Source organism: Sphingopyxis sp. GW247-27LB (assembly GCF_002277025.1).
Taxonomy (GTDB): domain Bacteria; phylum Pseudomonadota; class Alphaproteobacteria; order Sphingomonadales; family Sphingomonadaceae; genus Sphingopyxis.
The window spans coordinates 37,023-55,753 of the sequence record NZ_NIWD01000008.1; the positions used below are offsets into that span (position 1 = coordinate 37,023).

The 18,731-nt window shown below is 68.1% G+C and carries 17 protein-coding genes; 10 read left to right on the forward strand and 7 right to left on the reverse strand.

The annotated features are described in order from the left end of the window. Window positions 1–6: 6 nt before the first annotated feature. Window positions 7–639, reverse strand: coding sequence for a TetR family transcriptional regulator (locus CD928_RS07810; protein ID WP_095386550.1), 633 nt, complete (start codon window positions 637–639; stop codon window positions 7–9). Window positions 640–688: 49 nt separating this feature from the next. Continuing rightward, on the reverse strand, window positions 689–1,009 hold the full coding sequence (locus CD928_RS07815) for a 2Fe-2S iron-sulfur cluster-binding protein (RefSeq protein WP_095386551.1): 321 nt from the start codon (window positions 1,007–1,009) through the stop codon (window positions 689–691). Between the two features lie 118 nt (window positions 1,010–1,127). Here CD928_RS07815 and CD928_RS07820 point away from each other — a divergent pair, with 118 nt between their 5' ends. Genes CD928_RS07820 through CD928_RS07840 form a run of 5 tightly spaced genes read left to right on the forward strand, consistent with a single transcriptional unit; the run spans window position 1,128 to window position 6,598 of the window. Further along, the gene (locus CD928_RS07820) at window positions 1,128–2,756 is read left to right on the forward strand and encodes a GMC family oxidoreductase (RefSeq protein ID WP_176473510.1); all 1,629 of its coding nucleotides are present in this window, start codon (window positions 1,128–1,130) and stop codon (window positions 2,754–2,756) included. Then, window positions 2,753–3,532, forward strand: a complete 780-nt coding sequence (locus CD928_RS07825; protein ID WP_095386553.1) for an enoyl-CoA hydratase-related protein — start codon at window positions 2,753–2,755, stop codon at window positions 3,530–3,532. Before CD928_RS07820 ends, CD928_RS07825 begins: the two co-directional genes overlap by 4 nt. Window positions 3,533–3,534: 2 nt before the next feature. Further along, window positions 3,535–4,308: an enoyl-CoA hydratase/isomerase family protein gene (locus tag CD928_RS07830; protein ID WP_176473511.1), complete on the forward strand. Its 774-nt coding sequence runs from the start codon at window positions 3,535–3,537 to the stop codon at window positions 4,306–4,308. A 23-nt stretch (window positions 4,309–4,331) separates the two neighbouring features. Continuing rightward, entirely contained in the window at window positions 4,332–5,816 is a 1,485-nt protein-coding gene (locus tag CD928_RS07835; protein WP_095387324.1) for an aldehyde dehydrogenase, read from the forward strand. Then, the gene (locus CD928_RS07840; RefSeq protein ID WP_095386555.1) at window positions 5,813–6,598 is read left to right on the forward strand and encodes an SDR family NAD(P)-dependent oxidoreductase; all 786 of its coding nucleotides are present in this window, start codon (window positions 5,813–5,815) and stop codon (window positions 6,596–6,598) included. The genes CD928_RS07835 and CD928_RS07840 overlap by 4 nt, the downstream gene beginning before the upstream one ends. Window positions 6,599–6,611: 13 nt before the next feature. On the opposite strand, the gene CD928_RS07845 is transcribed toward CD928_RS07840, so the two are convergent. The 4 genes from CD928_RS07845 to CD928_RS07860 all read right to left on the reverse strand — a co-directional run bounded on the left by CD928_RS07845 (window position 6,612) and on the right by CD928_RS07860 (window position 11,003). Then, a complete protein-coding gene (locus CD928_RS07845) occupies window positions 6,612–8,147 on the reverse strand; it encodes a class I adenylate-forming enzyme family protein (RefSeq protein WP_095386556.1) in 1,536 nt (511 codons plus the stop codon). Window positions 8,148–8,211: 64 nt separating this feature from the next. Further along, window positions 8,212–9,348 (reverse strand): aromatic ring-hydroxylating dioxygenase subunit alpha, encoded by a 1,137-nt coding sequence (locus CD928_RS07850; protein ID WP_176473512.1) that lies wholly within the window; start codon window positions 9,346–9,348, stop codon window positions 8,212–8,214. Between the two features lie 84 nt (window positions 9,349–9,432). Continuing rightward, window positions 9,433–10,596, reverse strand: coding sequence for a transporter (locus CD928_RS07855; RefSeq protein WP_095386558.1), 1,164 nt, complete (start codon window positions 10,594–10,596; stop codon window positions 9,433–9,435). After that, complete coding sequence (locus CD928_RS07860) at window positions 10,593–11,003, reverse strand: Zn-ribbon domain-containing OB-fold protein (RefSeq protein ID WP_176473513.1); 411 nt, start codon at window positions 11,001–11,003, stop codon at window positions 10,593–10,595. Before CD928_RS07860 ends, CD928_RS07855 begins: the two co-directional genes overlap by 4 nt. Before the next feature lie 125 nt (window positions 11,004–11,128). Here CD928_RS07860 and CD928_RS07865 point away from each other — a divergent pair, with 125 nt between their 5' ends. After that, the gene (locus CD928_RS07865) at window positions 11,129–11,500 is read left to right on the forward strand and encodes an EthD domain-containing protein (RefSeq protein ID WP_095386560.1); all 372 of its coding nucleotides are present in this window, start codon (window positions 11,129–11,131) and stop codon (window positions 11,498–11,500) included. A 15-nt stretch (window positions 11,501–11,515) separates the two neighbouring features. On the opposite strand, the gene CD928_RS07870 is transcribed toward CD928_RS07865, so the two are convergent. Then, window positions 11,516–13,816 (reverse strand): CoA transferase, encoded by a 2,301-nt coding sequence (locus CD928_RS07870; protein WP_095386561.1) that lies wholly within the window; start codon window positions 13,814–13,816, stop codon window positions 11,516–11,518. A 194-nt stretch (window positions 13,817–14,010) separates the two neighbouring features. Between CD928_RS07870 and CD928_RS07875 the strand changes: the two genes are divergently transcribed. Genes CD928_RS07875 through CD928_RS07890 form a run of 4 tightly spaced genes read left to right on the forward strand, consistent with a single transcriptional unit; the run spans window position 14,011 to window position 18,672 of the window. Further along, window positions 14,011–15,117 (forward strand): acyl-CoA dehydrogenase family protein, encoded by a 1,107-nt coding sequence (locus CD928_RS07875; RefSeq protein WP_095386562.1) that lies wholly within the window; start codon window positions 14,011–14,013, stop codon window positions 15,115–15,117. Between the two features lie 10 nt (window positions 15,118–15,127). Then, window positions 15,128–16,351, forward strand: coding sequence for an acyl-CoA dehydrogenase family protein (locus CD928_RS07880; protein WP_095386563.1), 1,224 nt, complete (start codon window positions 15,128–15,130; stop codon window positions 16,349–16,351). Between the two features lie 25 nt (window positions 16,352–16,376). Further along, the gene (locus tag CD928_RS07885; protein ID WP_095386564.1) at window positions 16,377–17,180 is read left to right on the forward strand and encodes a crotonase/enoyl-CoA hydratase family protein; all 804 of its coding nucleotides are present in this window, start codon (window positions 16,377–16,379) and stop codon (window positions 17,178–17,180) included. A gap of 1 nt (window position 17,181) precedes the next feature. Continuing rightward, window positions 17,182–18,672, forward strand: coding sequence for an acetyl-CoA acetyltransferase (locus CD928_RS07890; protein ID WP_095386565.1), 1,491 nt, complete (start codon window positions 17,182–17,184; stop codon window positions 18,670–18,672). The last annotated feature ends 59 nt before the right edge of the window (window positions 18,673–18,731 follow it).

Genomic DNA, 18,731 nt, shown 5'->3' on the forward strand with positions numbered 1-18,731 from the left:
CTGCGATCAGGGGGCGAGGCCGCGCAGATAGATGTCGCAGACGAGTTCGGCATATCGCTGCTTGATGCCGTCGTCGAGGCGCTCGATCCCCAGGGTCGCGGGAACCGAATAGCCGGCGTGGAAGATATGGTCCGCGGCGCCGACGAGGCAATAATAGAGCAGCCCCGGATCGACGTCCTTGAGCACGCCTTCGCGAACGCCCTGCGCCACCATGTCGCGATAGACCTCGATCATCGGCTCGATGAAGATCTGGGCGACCCGGCGGCTGGCCTCGGGGCTGCCCGATTCGACCATGTAATGGATCAGCCGGTTGATATAGGGCGATTTATAATAGGCGTTGATGATCCCGTTGATATGGATCTTGAGCTTCTTCTGCGCCGGCATGTCCATGTCGCTCAGCGCCTTGAGCGACGCCATCGCGGTTTCCGCGTCGCGTTCGAGCAGCGCGAGCAGCAGGCCTTCCTTGTTGCCGAAATAATATTTGATCATCGCCGAATTCACCGACGCGCGCTGCGAAATCTCGTTCAGCGACACGTCGATATTCGTGGCTTCGGACAAAAGCTCCGCCGTCGCGTTCAGCAGCGCGGCGGCCGATGCGGTACGCTCGTCGCCCCGCCGTTTCGCTGCCTTCGCCGTCAAACGCTTTCTCCCTCCATAGGTGCGATGCTGGATGGACCGTCCCCCGCGGCTATCGTTGGGACTCGGGAAGGATCAGTGTCAACCCCTCCAGTTCCTGCGACATCGCGATCTGGCAGGAAAGACGACTGTTCGGGCGCGGGTCGTTGACGCAATCGAGCATCTCGCTCTCATCCGTCCCCGCCGGGCCGACGCGGTCGATCCAGTCGGGCGCGACATAGACGTGGCAGGTCGCGCAGGCGCAGACGCCGCCGCAATCGGCGTCGATGCCGTCGACGCTATTGTCGCGCGCGCCGCGCATGACCGAGTTTCCGATCTCGATCTCGATCGTCGTGACAGCTCCGTCCGCGCTCTGAAAATTGACGCTCGGCATCCCGTCTCCCTCGTTTTGCGGCGTCGTCGATCAACGCACTTTCAATTGATCAATTAATGAGGCATGGAGGAACTGTCAACGAAGACGCATGTCGGCATCAATCTTAATTAGTCGATTGATGTATAAGATGGACGGAGAGAATATGGCGGGCGAGGAAGCGGATTATATCGTCGTTGGCGGCGGCAGCGCGGGCTGCGTTCTGGCGGCGCGGCTGAGCGAGGATCCGAAGGTCCGCGTCGCGCTGGTCGAGGCCGGCGGCGAATCGACCGGGCTGATGGTGCAGATGCCGGTCGGCTTCGCCAAGATGCTCGTCGACGACCGTTACGACTGGAAATATTGGCAGCTTCCCGATGAATCGATAGGCGGCCGGCGCTTCATCTGGTCGGGCGGGCGGATGCTCGGCGGCGGCAGCGCGATCAACGGCCAGGTCTATATCCGCGGCACCCGCGCCGATTTCGACGCCTGGGAACGGCTGGGCGCGACCGGCTGGAATTTCGACAGCCTCTTTCCCTATTTCCTGCGCAGCGAGACATGGGCGGGGGCGCCCAACCAGAACCACGGGCGGCAGGGTCCGCTGACGGTGTCGCCGATGCGTGATCCGCATCCGCTGTGCGAGCTGTTCCTGCGGGCCTGCGAGCAGTTCGGCCTTTCCCGTCTCGACGATTATAACGGCGGCGAGATGGAGGGCGCCTATCTGACCCAGGCGACCCAGCGCGACGGGTGGCGGTGCAGCACCGAAAAGGCCTATCTGCGCGATGCGCGAAAGCGCCCGAACCTGATGACGGTGACCCATGCCCATGTCGACACCATCATCGTCGAAAATGGCGAGGCGGTCGGCATCCGCTACCGGCAGGGCGATGCGCGAAAGGAGCTGCGCGCGCGGCGCGAGGTGATCGTCTCGTCGGGATCAATGGGCTCCCCAGCCCTCCTGCTCCGCTCGGGGATCGGCGCAGGCGACTATCTGCAATCGCGGGGCATCGCGGTTCAGTGCGATCGCCGCGAAGTCGGGCACAATCTTCAGGAGCATCCCGGCATCACCCAGAACAAGTTCGTCAGCGTTCCGACGCTCAACAGCCAGGTCGGAGCGCTCGACATGGTCCGGCACCTCGCCAAATTCTTCTGGAACAAGAGCGGTCCGATGGGTGCGCCCGCGGTGCAGGCGATGGGGCTCGCCCGCACGCGCGATGGACTTGAGGAGCCCGACATCCAGCTCCATTTCATGCCGCTCGCCTATAATGTCGAGCCCGAGACGGTGTCCTCGGCCGAAGCGGTGATGCCGAAGGAACCGTGCGTCAGCATCAACGTGTCGCTCACGCGCCCGAAATCGCGCGGGCGCGTCGAGCTTGGCGAAGCGCTGGAGCCCGTCGTCAACCACAAGCTGCTCGGCGACCGCGCCGACGTCGACACGCTGGTCGGCGCGATGAAGCTGGTCGACCGGCTGTTTGCGATGCCCGCGCTGAACGCGATCACGCTCGGCGACCGTTCGCCCGACCCGGTTCCGACCGATGACGCGGAGTGGGAGGCCTATGTCCGCGCCAAGGCGATGATCACCTATCATCCCGTCGGCAGCTGCCGGATGGGGTCCGATCCCGATTCGGTGGTCGATCCCCAGTGCCGCGTTCGCGGGATCGGGCGGCTGCGTGTCGTCGACGCCTCGATCATGCCGCAGATCACCAGTGGCAATACCAATGCGGCGACGATCATGATCGGCGAAAAGGCGGCCGAACTCATCCGAACGGCGGCATGACCGCGGCCGCGCCCTACGACTTCGCGCATATCGCCGTCGCGCGCGCCGCGCCGGGGGTGGTGCTGTTCACGCTTAATCGCCCCGAACGGATGAACGCGACCAACGATGCGCTGCACAGCGAACTGGCCCGGCTTCCGGCGCTGATCGACGCCGATCCCGAAGCGCGCGCCGCGGTGGTGACCGGGGCGGGGCGGGCCTTTTGCGTTGGCGGCGACTGGTCCGACATCGCGGGCGAGGGCAATGATTATGCCAACAAGGTCCGGATGATGCGGGAAACGTCGCAGATCCTGACCGGACTCATCGAGATGCGCAAGCCGCTCGTCTCCGCGATCAACGGCCCGGCGGCCGGAATCGGGCTGGCGCTCGGGCTACTCGCCGACATTTCGGTGGCCAATGAGGAGGCCAATCTGTCGGACGGCCATCTGCGCATCGGCCTCGCGGCGGGCGATCATGCCGCGCTCGTCTGGCCGCTGCTCTGCTCGATGGCGAAGGCCAAACGCTATCTGCTGACCGGCGACAAGCTGACCGGCCGAGAGGCGGAGCGGATCGGGCTCGTGTCCGACGCGGTGCCGCCGGCCGAGGTGCTGCCGCTCGCGCTTCGCTACGCGGCCACGCTCGCCGAGCGCGCGCCGCTGGCGGTCGAACTCAGCAAGCGCGCGCTCAACCACTGGCTGCGCGGGGCGCTTCCGATCTTCGAAGCGTCGCTGGGATATGAGATGGTGACCGCCTTCGACCCCGGCCAGGCCGCCCATATGCCGCCGCAATCGAGAGGATGACCATGACCGCCGACCCCTCGCTGATCGTCGCCACGCCCGCGCCGGGCGTTCTGCATCTGACCTTCAACCGCCCCGACGTGCTCAACGCCTTCGACACCGCGACCTTCGCAGCGTTCGACGCGCAGCTCGCGCGCGTCGCCGACGATCCCGACGTGCGCGCGATCGTCCTCGGCGCGCGCGGCGGCAAGGCGTTCAGCGCCGGGTTCGACATTCACGAAATGGCGGGATTCGACGCCACGGCGATGCGGCGCGCCTTCGAGACGCGCGATCCGGTGTTCGGCCGCGTCGCCGCGCATCCGCTGCCGGTGATCGCAGCGGTCGACGGCCTCTGCTACGGCGCTGGCGCGCTCCTCGCGCTCGCCTGCGACATCCGCATCGCGACGCCCGCCTTCCGTTTCAAGGTGACCGCCGTCGGCTATGGCGGCGCCAATGCGACCTGGTCGCTGCCCCGCGCGGTCGGCCCCGCGCGCGCCAAGGCGATATTGATGACCGGCGCGGTCGTCGGCGCCGAGGAGGCAGAGTCCATCGGACTGGTGAACGAGGTCGTCGACGCCGCGGTGCTCGACGCGCGCGCGATCGAAATCGCCGCGACCATCGCCTCGCATCCGCCGCAGGGCATCGCGGGGATCAAGACGCTGGTGAACGACAGTCTGACCCGCTCGCCACTGGAGGGGTGGCGCGCCGAATATGACTGGATGATCGCGCATATGGATGATGCGCCCGGTGGCGGCGAAACCTTCCAGACCTTCTTGTCCAAGCACGACCATAAGGGTTGAGCAGCGCAATTCAGGAGATGAACATGATCGGCCAATCGAGCGCGCAAGTCGCGCACCCCGACCGGCTCTTTATCGGCGGGCGCTGGATCCCCATCGAGGGCAGTGGGCGGTTCCGCATCACCAACCCGGCGACCGAAGAGATATTCGGCGAAGTCGTGGCGGCGGGCGCGCCAGAGGTCGAGCGCGCGGTCGCGGCGGCGCGCAAGGCGCTCGACGAAGGCCCGTGGCCGCGGCTGTCGCCCGCCGAGCGCGCGGCCACTATGCGCGCCCTGTCGCAGGCGCTGCAGCGGCGCGGCGCGGCGCTCGACAGCGCCTGGATCGCGCAGGTCGGGGTCCCCGTCTCGATGGCGCAAGGCGCCGGCGCGGGCACCGCGGGTCTGCTCGACTATTATGCCGGCCTCGCCGAGACCTATCCCTTCGAGGATGTGCGGCCGTCGAACGGCATGATGTCGAAAGTCGCCGTCGTGGTGCGCGAGCCGGTCGGCGTCGTCGCGGCGATCGCGCCCTGGAACGGGCCGCTCGCCTCGTTGCTGATCAAGCTCGCGCCGGCGCTGGCGACCGGCTGCACCGTCATCCTGAAGCCCGCGCCCGAAACCCCGCTCGAGGCGTTCATGCTCGCCGAGGCGGCCGAAGAGGCGGGATTCCCGGAAGGGGTGATCAACCTGCTGCCCGCCGATCGCGAGGCGTCGGACCTGCTCGTCCGCCATCCGGGGGTCGACAAGGTCGCCTTCACCGGCTCGACCGACGTCGGGCTGCACATTGCGCAGGTCTGCGCGTCGCGCATGGCGCGCTACACGATGGAGCTGGGCGGCAAGTCCGCCGCGATCATCCTCGACGATTATGAGCCCGAAGCGATGGGGCCCGCGCTCGCTCCGATGATCACCTTGCTGTGCGGACAGGTCTGCATCAACTTCAGCCGCGTCCTCGTGCCGCGCGCGCGCAAGGATGCCTATGTCGACAGCCTCGCTGCGGCGATGGCGGCGACCCGCGTCGGCGACCCGCTCGATCCGGCGACGGCGATGGGGCCGCTGGCGATGGCGCGCCATCATGCCAAGGTGACCGGCTATTTCGACAAGGGCGTCGCCGAGGGCGCGCGTATCGCGACGGGGGGACGGCGGCCATCGGAGCTCAATCGCGGCTATTATGTCGAGCCGACGGTCTTCGCCGACGCAACCAACGACATGGCGGTCGCGCAGGAGGAGATCTTCGGCCCGGTCACCGCGGTGATCCCCTACGACAGCGAGGAGGAGGCGATCGCGATCGCCAACGACAGCGCGTTCGGCCTGTCGGGGGGCGTCTACACGCACGACACCGACCGCGCCTATGCGGTGGCGCGGCGCATCCGCACCGGTCATTTCACCCAAAACGGCCGCGACTTCGACCTGACCAATCCTTTCGGCGGCTTCAAGAAATCGGGATTGGGCCGCGAAGGCGGGCCCGAAGGCATCGATCCCTTCACCGAAATCAAGACCGTCTTCCTGCCGCAGACGCCGGGGTCGCTCGCATGACCGCTGCCTATGCCGCCGGCCTGTTCGACGTATCGGGCAAGCGCGCGCTGGTGACGGGGGCGACCTCGGGGATCGGGCGCATGATCGCGCGCGGGCTCGCGCAGGCGGGGGTCGAGGTCTGGGCCGTCGCGCGCAAGCCCGATGATGTGGAGCGGATCGTCGCCGAACTGGGCGGATCGGCGCAGGGCGTCGCGGCGGATGTCGCGACCGACGAAGGACTTGCCGCGATCGCGGCGGCGCTGGGCGACCGGCCGCTCCATATCCTCGTCAACAATGCGGGTACCGACCGCCCGACGCCGCTCGACGGCGAAGGGCGCGAGGATTTCGAAGCGGTGCTGAGCCTCAATCTCGGCGCGCCGTTCCTGCTGACGCGCAAATTGCTGCCGCAGCTCGAGCGCGGCGCGGCGCCGGACGACCCGGCGCGCGTGATCAACATCGCCTCGATCGCCGCGCTTCACCCGGGCCCGCTCGAAAATTTCGCTTATGCGTCGGGCAAGACCGGCGTCGCGATGCTCTCGCGCCATCTCGGCCGCCATCTCGCCCAGCGGAACATCAGCTGCAACGCGATCGCGCCGGGCCTCTTCCCGTCGCGCCTGACCGAACGGTTTCTTGGCATGGGCCCCGACGACGAACCGCCCAAGGCCTTCGTCTCTCCGCTTGGCGCCCGCGCCGGCACGATGGACGACATCGCGGGGGCGGTCATCTATCTCTCGTCGCGCGCGGGCGCGTGGGTGACTGGCGTGTTGCTGCCGGTCAGCGGCGGCGTGTCGACGGTCAGCTAGGGGCGGGGGCGCTTCAGGCCTTGACCGCGAACAGCCGTGCTGCGTCGTCCGGCACCGCCGGATAGGCAGCACGCAGCGCGGGTTTCGACACCTTGCCCGACAGGGTGCGGGGCAGCGGCTCGGCCGAAAAGACGATATGCTTGGGCCGCTTGAACTTAGCGAGCTCGCGTTCGCCCACCGCCTCGATTTCGGCCATGACGCGCTCCCGCCCATCCTGCGCGCAGGCGACGATCATCGGCACCTCGCCCCAATCGGGGTCGGGAACGCCGATCACCGCCAGCTCCGCCACGCCCTCGACGCCGGCCAGCGCGCGCTCGATCTCGGCCGGATAGACGTTGATCCCGCCAGAGATCAGCATGTCCTTCGACCGGTCCATGATCTTGACGAAGCCTTCCTCGTCCATCATGCCGAGGTCGCCGGTGCGCAGCCAGCCGTCGACGATCGTCTCGGCCGTGATGTCGGGCTTGCGCCAATATTCGCGCATCACATGCGGGCCCTTGACCAATATCTCCCCGACCTCGCCGAGCGGCAGCGTCGCGCCCGCGTCGTCGGCGATCCGCACCTCGGTTCCCGGCAGCGCGTGGCCGGCCCAGCCGATCCGCCGCAGCGCGTCCTCGCCGTGCATCGTCGCGACCAGCCCCGATGCCTCGGTCAGCCCGTAGCACTGGATCAGCGAGATGCCCTTCTCCCTGTAGGCGTTGATCAGGTCGATGCTGACCGGCGCGCCGCCCGAGGCGGCCGATTTCATCGATGAGAGGTCGGCGGCCGCGAAATCGGGGGATCGCATCAGCCGTTCCCAAATCACCGGCACGGTGGTCGCCGCTGAAACGCCATAGCGCTCGATCGTGTCGAGGTAGCGGTCGACGTCGAAATTGGATTCGAGCACCATCGTCCCGCCGGCGGCGATGGTGAGCTGGACGAAGCAGGAGACGACCGCACCGGTGAAGACGAAGGGTACCGCGACCATGATCGCGTCGCGCCAGGTCAGCCCCTCGGCGACATTCTTGGCGATGCCCGGGTAAAGCGTGCTGCCGTGGGTGAGGAGCGCGCCCTTCTGGCGGCCTGTCGTCCCCGAGGTATAGCAGATGAAGGCGGGGTCGGAGAGCGCGACCGCTTCGGTGGGCGGAGGACCTTCGGCGACGACGAGCGTGTCGAAATCGCCGCCGGAGCCCGCGGCGAAGACCTGGAAATCGCAGGTGGCGCGCGCGGGGTCGAGCTGACCAAGGCAGGCTGCTTCGGTCACGATGACGCGGCATTCGGCATCCTCGACCAGCGGCAGCAGCTCGGGGCCGGTCAGGCGATAGTTGAGCGGCACGAAGATGGCGCCGAGCTTCAGCGTCGCGACGGTCACCAGCGGTGCCTCGATCCGGTTGCTCATCAGCAGGCCGACGCGGTCACCCTTGCCGACCCCGGCCCGCCGCAACCCGCGCGCGATGGCGTCGGTTCGCGCGTCGAAATCGCCCCATGACAGGCGCGTCCCATCGTGGATGATCGCGGTGTGCCCGGGCCGCCATTTCGCCCAATACCGGACGAGCTCCGCGATGTTCATCGATCCTCTCCTCATGCCGCACCACCGTGCGGTCGTCTGGCTGTTTCGTTCGGGAAGGCGGCGCTCAGGCGCCGGCGACCTCCATCTCGCGCGCCATCTGGCGATGCAGATGCTGACACGGCCCCTCGCAAAGGCCGTAGTGGAAGTCGCCGACCGGATGCGCGTTCGCGTTGACCTGGATCGTCTCCTCCATCGGAAAATCCTCCTCGGTCGCCGCCTGTTCGAGGATCGCCCAGCTCCGCATGATCCGTTCCGCGACCGCATCGTCCAGCTTGGCGGCGTCGACCAGGAAGCGGATGTGGATGCGGCAGCGCCCGGGGTGCGCGAGGTCGGGCCAGACGTTCCAATATTCATAATGGTCGGGGGTCGGGATCAGGCTGGTGTTGGGAAAGACCATCAGATTGCCCGAGATATAGCGCCAGCCGGCATCGATCGTCTCGCCGGCCTTGAGCTTTTCGAGCAGGCGCTTGCGCGCTGAAAAGGACTGGAAATGCCGGCCGTAATCGAGGCACACGGCGGAGCTGGTGTGGATGAGCTTGCCGACGCCCGTCGGATGCAGGAACTGCGGATGGAGGACGTCGATCGCGCCGTCCATCACCAGCTTCCAGTTGACCGCGAGGTCGATCCACTTTTCCATGAAGACGACGGTCTTCTCGACGCCATAGGCCGCCAGCCGTTCGTCGGCCTCGCCAAGATAGTCCGCCACCGTCCGGTCGGCCCGGCCCGAGAAATCGACCCAGATAATGCCGTGGCGCTCTTCGCTGTGGACGCGGTGGAGGCTGTTGCACGAACGGTCGACGGGGCCGAGCTGCTCCTCATAGGGAACGCCGCGCAGCGCGCCCTGCGCATCATAGCTCCACCCATGATAGGCGCAGACGAAAAAGGGCTTCTTGCCCTTCTCCTCCTGCTCGACCTTGCCGCCGCGATGCCGGCACATGTTGCGGAACACCGACACCTTCCCGGCCTTGTCGCGCGTCATCAGCAGGGGAACACCCAGCAGGTCGCGGGTCAGGAAACTCCCCGGGTCGGGCAGTTCGGACGCCATCGCCGCGACGAGCGGCTGGTTCCGGAACACCTCGACTTCGCGCTTCAGATGATCGGCATCGGTGAAATGCGCGATCGGGACGGACAGCGTCGCCTCTGCCATGTCGGTCGTCCCGGCGCGCAGATGCTCGACCATCCGGTCGTATACGCCCTCCATAAAAGCATCCATTCGCCGAGTCCCCGCGCTGTCACTATGGTTGCGGCAAATGTTTACATTTTCTCTTCTTTGTCAAGTGTAAGCTCAATCGACGCCGAAGATCGCCGAACTGATCGTCGGCGCGCCGGGGCCGCCCGCGAGCAGGCAGGTGCGGGCGTCCGGCACCGGGTTGGGGCTTTCGCCGCGCAGGCAGCGCACCGCCTCGACCGCGGTCACGAACCCGTGCACGAAGCCGTGCGCCAGATTGCCGCCCGAAGTGTTGACGGGCAGCTTGCCGCCCGGGGCAATCAGATTCTCGAACCGTACCAACTCGGCGACATTCTCGTAGGTGCAGAAACCATGATCGATCAGCGACGCGATCCCCTGCGCGCTGAAATTCTCGTAGAGCTGGACGACGTCGATATCGGCGGGCGTCAGCCCCGCGATCCCGAACAGGCGGTCGCGGATCGCGCGGAAGCCGGCGGTCGGATAGAGCGCCTCGGCGTCGTTTTCGAGCAGGTCGCCATAGCCAGCCTGCGTCCCCTGCGCGACCGACAGCAGCTTCACCGGCTTTTTCCGAAGGTCGCGCGCCATCTCGGCCGAGACGAGCAGGATCGCCCCCGCACCGTCATTCTCGCGGCTGCAATCGAAGAGGTGGAAGGGTTCGGCGATGATCCGCGAACGGCGATATTCGTCGAGATCGAAATCCTTGCCATAGGCGACGGCTTCGGGGTTCCGGCTGCCGTGATAATAGGAGGCGCGGACGAGTTCCGCGCAGAGTTCTTGCGGCACGCCATGGTGTTCGAACATGCGCTGCGCGCGCATCGCGCAGACCTGTGCGGGGGCGAGGATGCCGGCCGACACCATATGGTCGTTGAGGTGGTGCGCCATGACCGCCGCCGACAGCCGCCCGCTGTTCCCCTCCACGAGCGCGCGGAAGACGATCACGGCGCGCGCCTGCCCGGTGAGGATCGCCGAAGCGGCCAGTCCGAAGGCGCCCGCGATTCCGCCGCCGCCGCCGCCCCAGACCTGGGCCGACCAGTTGAGCTCTTTGGTGCCGAGGTCGGGCATCAGCCGCACCGGCTCGTTCTTGTCGTCGCCGTAGGAGACGAAGCCGTCGACCTCGGCGGGGTCGAAGCCCGCATCCTCGCAGGCATCGACGATCGCGCGGACCAGCACGCCGCGCTCGGGGACCGGCGCGGTGCCGCGCTTGTATTGGCGGTAACCGACGCCGACGGCGGCCGTGCGGCCCGAAAGCGAGATGCTCATGCCAGCCTCCAGCGCAGCGCGGGGACATCGGCGTCGCCGAAGCGGGTGCGGCCGATCGCGCCGGTGACCGGCGCGCCGATCTTCAGCGCGGCGTCATCGGGGTCGAGAACGCCGACCAGCCGGATCGGAACCGTCCGCAGCGCCACGACGAGCGTGGAAAAGGGCTTCGCGAATGCTTCGGTCCCGCCGAAGCCGTGGTGGGTGCGGGTGTAGGTGAAGACGCTGCCCTCGATCGGCTGTTCGACCCATTCGTGATCCCAGCTTCCGCACGCGCCGCAGCGCCATACCGCGGGCCAATGCCACGTCCCGCACGATGCGCAGCGCGGCAGCTCCAGCCTGCCTTCGATCAGGGCGTCCCAATAGCGCCCCTCGGCGCCGATCGGACCCGTTGCCGGATGATAAGTCATTCGCCGCGCGCACCTTTCCCGTTGCATCGTTTATCTACTATATATAGATTTGTAGCGATGGTGCAATGGACGAATGGCGCGGCGGGCCGACCGGGCGGCCGGGCAGAAGGACGGGAGATGGAAAAATGCTGCGAGTGACCTTTTGCCTCAAGCGCTTGCCGGGGCTGACGCGGGTCGAATTCCAGGATTACTGGCGCAACCACCATGCTCCGCTGGTCCAGGCGCACGCCGCCGCGCTCGGCATCCGGAAATATGTGCAGTCGCACAGCCTGACGGTCGCAGGGGCCTTTCCGCTCGCCGACGTCCGCGGCTCGACCGGTCTCGACTTCGACGGCGTCGCGCAGCTCTGGTGGGACGACAGGAAGAGTTTCGCGGCGGCGGGCGCCACCGAAGCGGGGCAGCGCGCTGGTGCGCTGCTGCTCGCGGATGAAAAGCGCTTCATCGACTTGCCGAACTCGCCGATCTTCCTGTCGGAAGATCATCATGTGATCGGATAGCGCCGGGCGAAGCGCCTATTTCCAGTGATTGACCGCCGTGGCAGGGGCATCGCTCGCGACATGCTCCTCCGCCTGGCGGCGCGTGACGTCGGCGAGCGGTTCGAGAATGGCCGCTTCCTCAAGCGCCGCGATGCGCCGCGCGTCGAACTTCAGCCAGTCGGCGATCACCTCGGCGCTCTGCTCGCCGCTCAGCGGGGCCGGGCGGCGTCCGGGCTCGGGCACGTCGGCCGTCTTCGCCACATAGCTTTCGCCCACTACATCCTCCTGCAGCCAGGGATGGTCCTCGATGCGATAGAATTGCCGGTCGCGATAATGGGGAAAGTCGGGCAGATCGGCGAGCCGCAGCATCGGCGCGGCGGCGATGCCGGCCGCCTGCAGGGCTTCCGCGGCATCGCGCGGCGCCTTGTCGGCAAGCCAGGCCTCGATCCGCTCGTCGATCGCATCGCGCGCCGCCAGCCGCTTCGCGGGCGTGTCGAACGCCAGCCCCTCGGCATAGTCGAGAACGCCGCACAGCAGGCGCCAGTCGTCGTCCGACTCGATCGTGACGACGCACCATTCATCCTCGCCCGCGGCGCGAAAGACGCCGCGCGGCCAGTCGGACAGGCTGCCGCCGGCGGGCGAACCGCGCACGACGTCGGCGGCGAAATGGCCGACCATCACCTCCGACTGCGCGACGCGCGACACGCCGCCAAGGCCGGTGCGCAGACGGCGGATCAGGAGAGCCGCGGCGCCGATCGCGCAGATCCGGCCGGCGACATGGTCGGGATAGACGGTGATCGAATCGCTGAAGCTCTCGGGATCGTCGGGGTAGCGCCAGGCGAGGGTGAGGCCGGTCGATGCGCGCACCAGCGGTCCATAACCCATGCGTCCGCTCCACGGCCCCGTGTCGCCGAAGGCCGAGCTTTCCGACACGACGATGCGCGGGTTGACCTCGCGCAGCACCGCCTCGCCGAGCCCGAGCTTGTCCATCGTGCCGGGCTTGAAGTTCGAACAGACGACATCGGCTTCGCGGACGAGATCGAGGAACAGCTCGCGCCCCTCCGCGCTGCGCAGGTCGATGCCGAGGCTGCGCTTGTTGCGGTGCCCGGCGGCGAAGCTGACCGACATGCCGAAATCGAGATAGGATTGGCGGCTGCCGTCGGGATAGGCCTGGCTCTCGATCTTGACGACGTCGGCGCCGAGATCGCCGAGCAGGCGCGCGCCTTCGGCCCCCACGACGATCACGCCGAGATCGAGCACCTTGAGGTCGCCGAAGGGGGCGAGCGGGGCATTCGCGGTTGGCGCGGGGAAGGCGGCGTCTTCGGCGTCCGCCAGCGGTCCCATCCGCTCGCCGTCGATGGTCAGGAAACCGTTGGGCAGTTTCGTCCCGTCGGGCCGCGCGAGCACGGCGTTCCGCGCCACCGCATGATCGCTTTCGAGAAATTCGCCGAGCGTCAGGACCGAGGCGATCGGCACCCCATGCTCATGCCCCTCGCGCTCGAGGTCGGCGCGGCGCCGATCCGCGAAGAAAGCCGCGATATAGGGGAGGAGGTCGGGTGAGGCATAGCGATGCGAGGTCCGGTCGAATTCGGGCGCGGCGAACTGTTCGGGTTCGCCCATCCATCGGAACATGCCGCGCCACTGGCGCTTCGCGAGCAGGCACAGGCGGACGTAGCCGTCGGCGCAGCGCAGGATGGGATATTGGAACCCCGCGCGCGGCCGGTCACGCAGCAGCAGGCCGACGGGCTTGCCCATTGTCGCGCTGCCGTTGATCCCGAAGCCGGGGTCGAGGCCCTGCACCGCGCCGTCGAGCGCCGAAAAGTCGAAATGCGCCCCGAGCCCGCCGCGCAGCGCGCGATAGAGCGCGCCGAGCAGCGCGAACACCGCCTGCGGCGCGGCGCATTGATAGGCGAGGTCACCCGGCGGCAGGAGCGGCTCGCGGCCGCGGATGCCCGAGCGCGACAGGACCGCGGAGAGCGCGTGGAGCACCGGCCCGTTCGCGCGCCAGCCCGACTGGGGGCCCGCAGCGCCGAAATCGCTCACCGCCATGGTGACCAGATCGGGCCGGGCGCGCCGCAGCGCGCCCAGATCGAGCGGAGACGCTGCATCGGCAATGACGATATGCGCGCCCTCGATCACCGCGGCGGCGGCCGGGCTGTCGAGAGCGGCGGGATGGCGGCGCTTTCCGGCGTTCGCGGCGATGCTTTCGGCGCTGTTGTCGTCGTCCGCAAAGCGGTCCACCGTCGCGCCGAGATCCGCCAGATAGCGCGCTATCATCGCCAGCGGGCCCTGAACGCCATCGACGATGCGAATCCCGGAAAGCGGTCGAACGGACATGCGGATACCTTTTATCTCGTCGGTCTGTGGGCGTAGCGCCTCCGGGCGCGCACGAACTGATGGCCCCATGCGACATGCGTGCGGGACACTCTGCGCTTGCCACATCCGATGCGGCAAGGAAAGTTAATTAATCGACTAATTCGTTTTGCACTCTTTCGCGACTGTGATAGCGGGCGGTCGATCGAGAGGAGCCGATGGACTTCACATTCACCGATGACCAGCGCCAGCTGCGCGACGCCGTCCAGGGCTATCTTCAGCGAAACAACGGCTTTTCGGCCCGCACGAAGGTGGCGCGGAGCGAAAGCGGGTGGAGCGAATCGCTGTGGCGCGGGCTCGCCGAGGAACTGGGGCTGCTGGGCCTGTTCGTCCCTGGCGATCTGGGCGGCGCATCGGCCGATTCCGTCACCGCGATGGTCGTCATGGAGGAGCTGGGCGCGAGCCTGCTCGTCGAACCCTTCCTCGAAACCGCGATCGTCGGCGCTGCGGCGCTGGCCGCATCGGAAGGAGGCGAGGCCGAGCTTCGCGCCATCGCGCAGGGCGACGCCCGCTTCGCGCTTGCCTGGGCGGAGCCCGAGGCGCGCTTCGACCGGTTGCCGCGTGCCACGGTCGCGCGCCGCGACGCGGACGGATGGCGGCTCGACGGCACCAAGTCGGTCGTGACCGCCGCGCCGGTCGCGACGCATCTGCTCGTCACCGCGCTTGCCGACGCCGAGCCCGCGCTCTTTCTCGTCGAACCGGGCGCTGCAGGCGTCGCCCTGCAAGGCTTCCCGACGATCGACGGCCGGCGCGCCGCGGACGTCACCTTCACGCAGGTCCGCCTGCCGATCTCGGCGCCCGTCGTGCGCGGTGCCGAGGCGATCGAGCGCCTGCTCGATCTCGCGACCGCGATGCTCGGCGCCGAGGCGCTCGGCGTCCTCCGCCGCATGCTCGACGACACGATCGCCTTCACCAGGGACCGCCGCCAGTTCGGCCAGCCGATCGCCTCCTTCCAGGTGATCCAGCACCGCCTCGTCGATATGTATATGCGCTTGGAACTCGCGACGTCGGCTGTCTATCGTGCCGTCCTCAGCCTCGACGCCGCCCCGGCGGAACGGATGCGCGCCGTGTCGGCGATGCAGGTGACCGTCGCCGAGGCCTGCCGCTTCGTCGGGCAGAATGCCATCCAGCTCCACGGCGGCATGGGCATGACCGACGAGGTGGCGGTGACCCATTATTTCCGGCGCGCGACCGTCATCGAAAGCGAATTCGGATCGGCGGACTATCATCGCCGCCGTTTCGCCGCCCTGTCGCGCGCGGTCTGAGGAGAGCGTGATGGACATTGCCTGGTCGGCCGACGAACTGGCCTTCTGCGAAGAGGTGCGCCAGTTCCTCGCCGACACGCTGACCGATGAGCTGCGCGCGAGCGGGTCGCGCATGACGAGCGTCTATGCCGACCCCGGAAAGGCGCTCGCGTGGCAGAGGATCCTGCACGCGAAAGGCTGGGTCGCCCCCGCCTGGCCGGTCGAGCATGGCGGGACCGGCTGGACCCTTGCCCAGCGCTACATCTGGCAGCGCGAGCGGATCGCCGCCGGGGCGCCGCCGGTGTCGCCGATGGGGGTGCAGATGTGCGGCCCCGCGATCATCGGTCACGGCAGCGACGAGCAGAAGGCCTATTTCCTGCCGCGCATGCTCTCGGGGGAGCATTTCTGGTGCCAGGGCTATTCGGAGCCGGGATCGGGATCCGATCTCGCCAGCCTGCAATGCCGCGCCGAGGATGCGGGCGACCATCTGGTCGTCACCGGCCAGAAGCTGTGGAGCACCCACGCGCACGCTGCGAACTGGGGTTTCTTCCTCGTCCGCACCGCGACCGGGGACCGCCCGCAAAAGGGCATCACCTTCCTCCTGATCGACATGACCAGCCTGGGGATCACCGTCGTTCCCACCGTGTCGCCGGCGGGCGAGAATATCCAGAACGAGATTTTCCTCGACGGCGTGCGCGTGCCCAAGGCGAATGTCGTGGGACGGATCGGCGATGGCTGGACGGTCGCCAAATATCTGCTCGAGTTCGAGCGCGGGGGCGTCGCCTATGCGCCGGGGCTGCAGATCGACCTGGACGAAATCGAGCGCTTCGCGGGCGAGGTGCCGGGCGACGACGGCGGCCGGTTGATCGACGATGCGGCGTTTAGCGATGCCGTCGCGCAGGCCCGCATCGACGTGATGGCGCTCGAGATCTTCGAGTTCCGGGCGATGGGCGATGCGGGGGCGGGGCGCTTTCCGCACGCGGTTCCGTCGCTGATGAAGATCCGCGGCACCGAACTGCAGCAGCGGATCACCGAACTGCACATGCTCGCGGCCGGCCGTTACGCCGCCGCCTATCAACCGCAGGCCGGCGTGTCGGGAGGGCCCGTGCGCTTTCCGCACGCGGCGGACGGCTTCGCCGGCCCGCGCGAAGCTGCGCTGGCGCCGATGCGCTACGTCAGCGAGCGCGCCGCGTCGATCTACGCCGGGACCAACGAGATTCAGCGCAACATCATCGCGAAGATTCTCGGCCTTTGACCGTACCCTTCCTCTGGAGACACCCATGACCGACGCCCTTCCGCCCGCCGTGCTCGTCGAACGCCGCGGTCATATCCTGATCCTGACGATCAACCGGCCCGAAGCGCGCAACGCCGTCAACGCCGCGGTTCATGTCGGCCTCGGCACCGCGCTCGAGGAAGCGGAGGCCGATCCCGAGGTGCGCGCGGTCATCGTCACCGGCGCGGGCGACCAGGCCTTCTGCGCGGGCGCCGACCTGAAGGCGGTAGCGCGCGGTGAGCGGCTGGAGCCCGAGGACCGGGACCAGCGCGCCTGGGGGTTCGCCGGCTTCGTCCGCCATCCGATCGGCAAGCCGCTGATCGCCGCGGTCAACGGTTTCGCGCTCGGCGGCGGGACCGAACTTGCGCTCGCGTGCGACATCGTGGTCGCCGCCGATCACGCCCAGTTCGGGCTTCCCGAGGTCAAGCGCGGGATCATCGCCGCGGCGGGCGGCGCCTTTCGCATCGTCCAGCAGCTTCCGCGCAAGGTCGCGATGGAGATATTGCTGACGGGCGAGCCGATCCCGGCGCAGCGTGCGCTCGAACTGGGGTTCGCCAATCGCGTCGTGCCGCTCGATGCGCTGATGGACACGGCGATCGACTTTGCCGAACGCATTGCGGCGAATGCGCCGCTGGCGGTGCAGGCGAGCAAGCGCATCGCGATGGGGATCGCCGAAGGGCGCATCGCGAGCGACGACGAGCATTGGGAGGCGAACCGGCGCGAGACGCGGATGGTCTTCACGTCGGAGGATTCGCGCGAAGGGCCGCGTGCCTTCGCGGAGAAGCGCCAGCCGGTATGGAAGGCCCGATAATATGACCCTCGACACCCTCCCCATCATCGTCGGCGCCGGCCAGGTGAACGACCGGCCCGGCGACCCCGCCAGCGGCCTTGGCCCCATCGACCTGATGGCCGCGGCGCTGCGCGCGGCCGAGGGGGATGCCGGCGCCACGTTGATCGACGATGCCGACTTCCTTGGCATCGTTCAGCAAATCTCGTTTCGCGAGATCCGCGACGCGCGGGAGCCGCTCGCGACCGCGCTCGGCATCGCGCCGGCGACGACGCTGCAAAGCGAAGGCCCCAATGGCGACAGCCCGGTGATGCTGCTCAACGAGGCGGCCAACCGCGTCGGCGCGGGCGAATGCCGCATCGCGCTGCTGTGCGGCGCCGAAGCGCTGCGCACCGCGGCGGCGCGGGCGGCGGCGCAGGAACCGGGGCGGCGCGTCGATGCGACGCGCGAGGCGGCGCAGCGGCGCGAGCCCAGCTATGCGCAGCAATATGGGCTGGTCGCCCCCGTCGACGTCTATCCGCTTTACGAAAATGCGCTCCGCGCGTCGCTCGGGCAGAGCTTTGCCGAGGCGCAGCGCGAGAGCGGCCGGATCTGGTCGCTCTTCTCCGAGGTCGCCGCCGCCAATCCGCATGCCTGGATCCGCAAGGCGGTCAGCGCGGCGGAGGTGGTGACGCCGTCGGAGAGCAATCGGCCGATCGCCTTTCCCTACAACAAGCTGATGGTCGCCAACAGTTCGGTCAACCAGGGTGCCGCCTTCATCGTGACCAGCGTCGGCGAAGCGCGGCGGCGCGGGATCGCGGAGGATCGCTGGATCTACATCGGCAACGGCGCCGCCGCGCACGAGCCGAACAGCCCGCTCCAGCGCGACCGCTACGACCATAGCGCGAGCATGGCGGTGTCGATCCGCAAGGCGCTCGAACTCAATGCGGTGCGCCCGGCCGATCTCGATGCGGTCGAACTCTACAGCTGCTTTCCCTGCATCCCCAAGCTCGCGCGGCGGCTGATCGACTGGCCGGCGGATCGGCCGGCGACCGTGTTCGGCGGCCTGACCTTCGGGGGCGGGCCGATCGGCAATTATATGAGCCACGCGGTCGCCAGCATGGCCGACCGGTTGCGCAGCGCGGGCGGCACCGGCCTGCTCTTCGCCAATGGCGGCTATGCGACCCACAATCACAGCATCGTTGTGAGCAGCCGCCCGATCGCCGCCGCGACCTTTCCCCGCAGCTATGATTTCCAGGCGGAAGCCGACGCGCAGCGCGGCCCGATTCCGCCGCTCGCGCGCGAGCATGTCGGCGCGGCGGCGGTCGAAAGCTATACCGTTCTCTATCGGCGCGACGGGTCGCCGCGGGCGGGCGTCGTCGTGGCGCGCACGCCGTCGGGCGAGCGGACGCTCGCGCATGTGCCCGCGAGCGACGGCGAAACGCTGCGGCAGCTCGTCGACCCCGGCGCCGATCCGGTCGGCCGTGCCGGCACGATCGTGGCGGGCGATCCCTTGCGGGAGTGGCGCTTCGCATGAGGACGCAGGCGCGCCTCGAGGTCGCGTTCCGGCGCAAAGGCGTGCTGGCTGTTCAATCG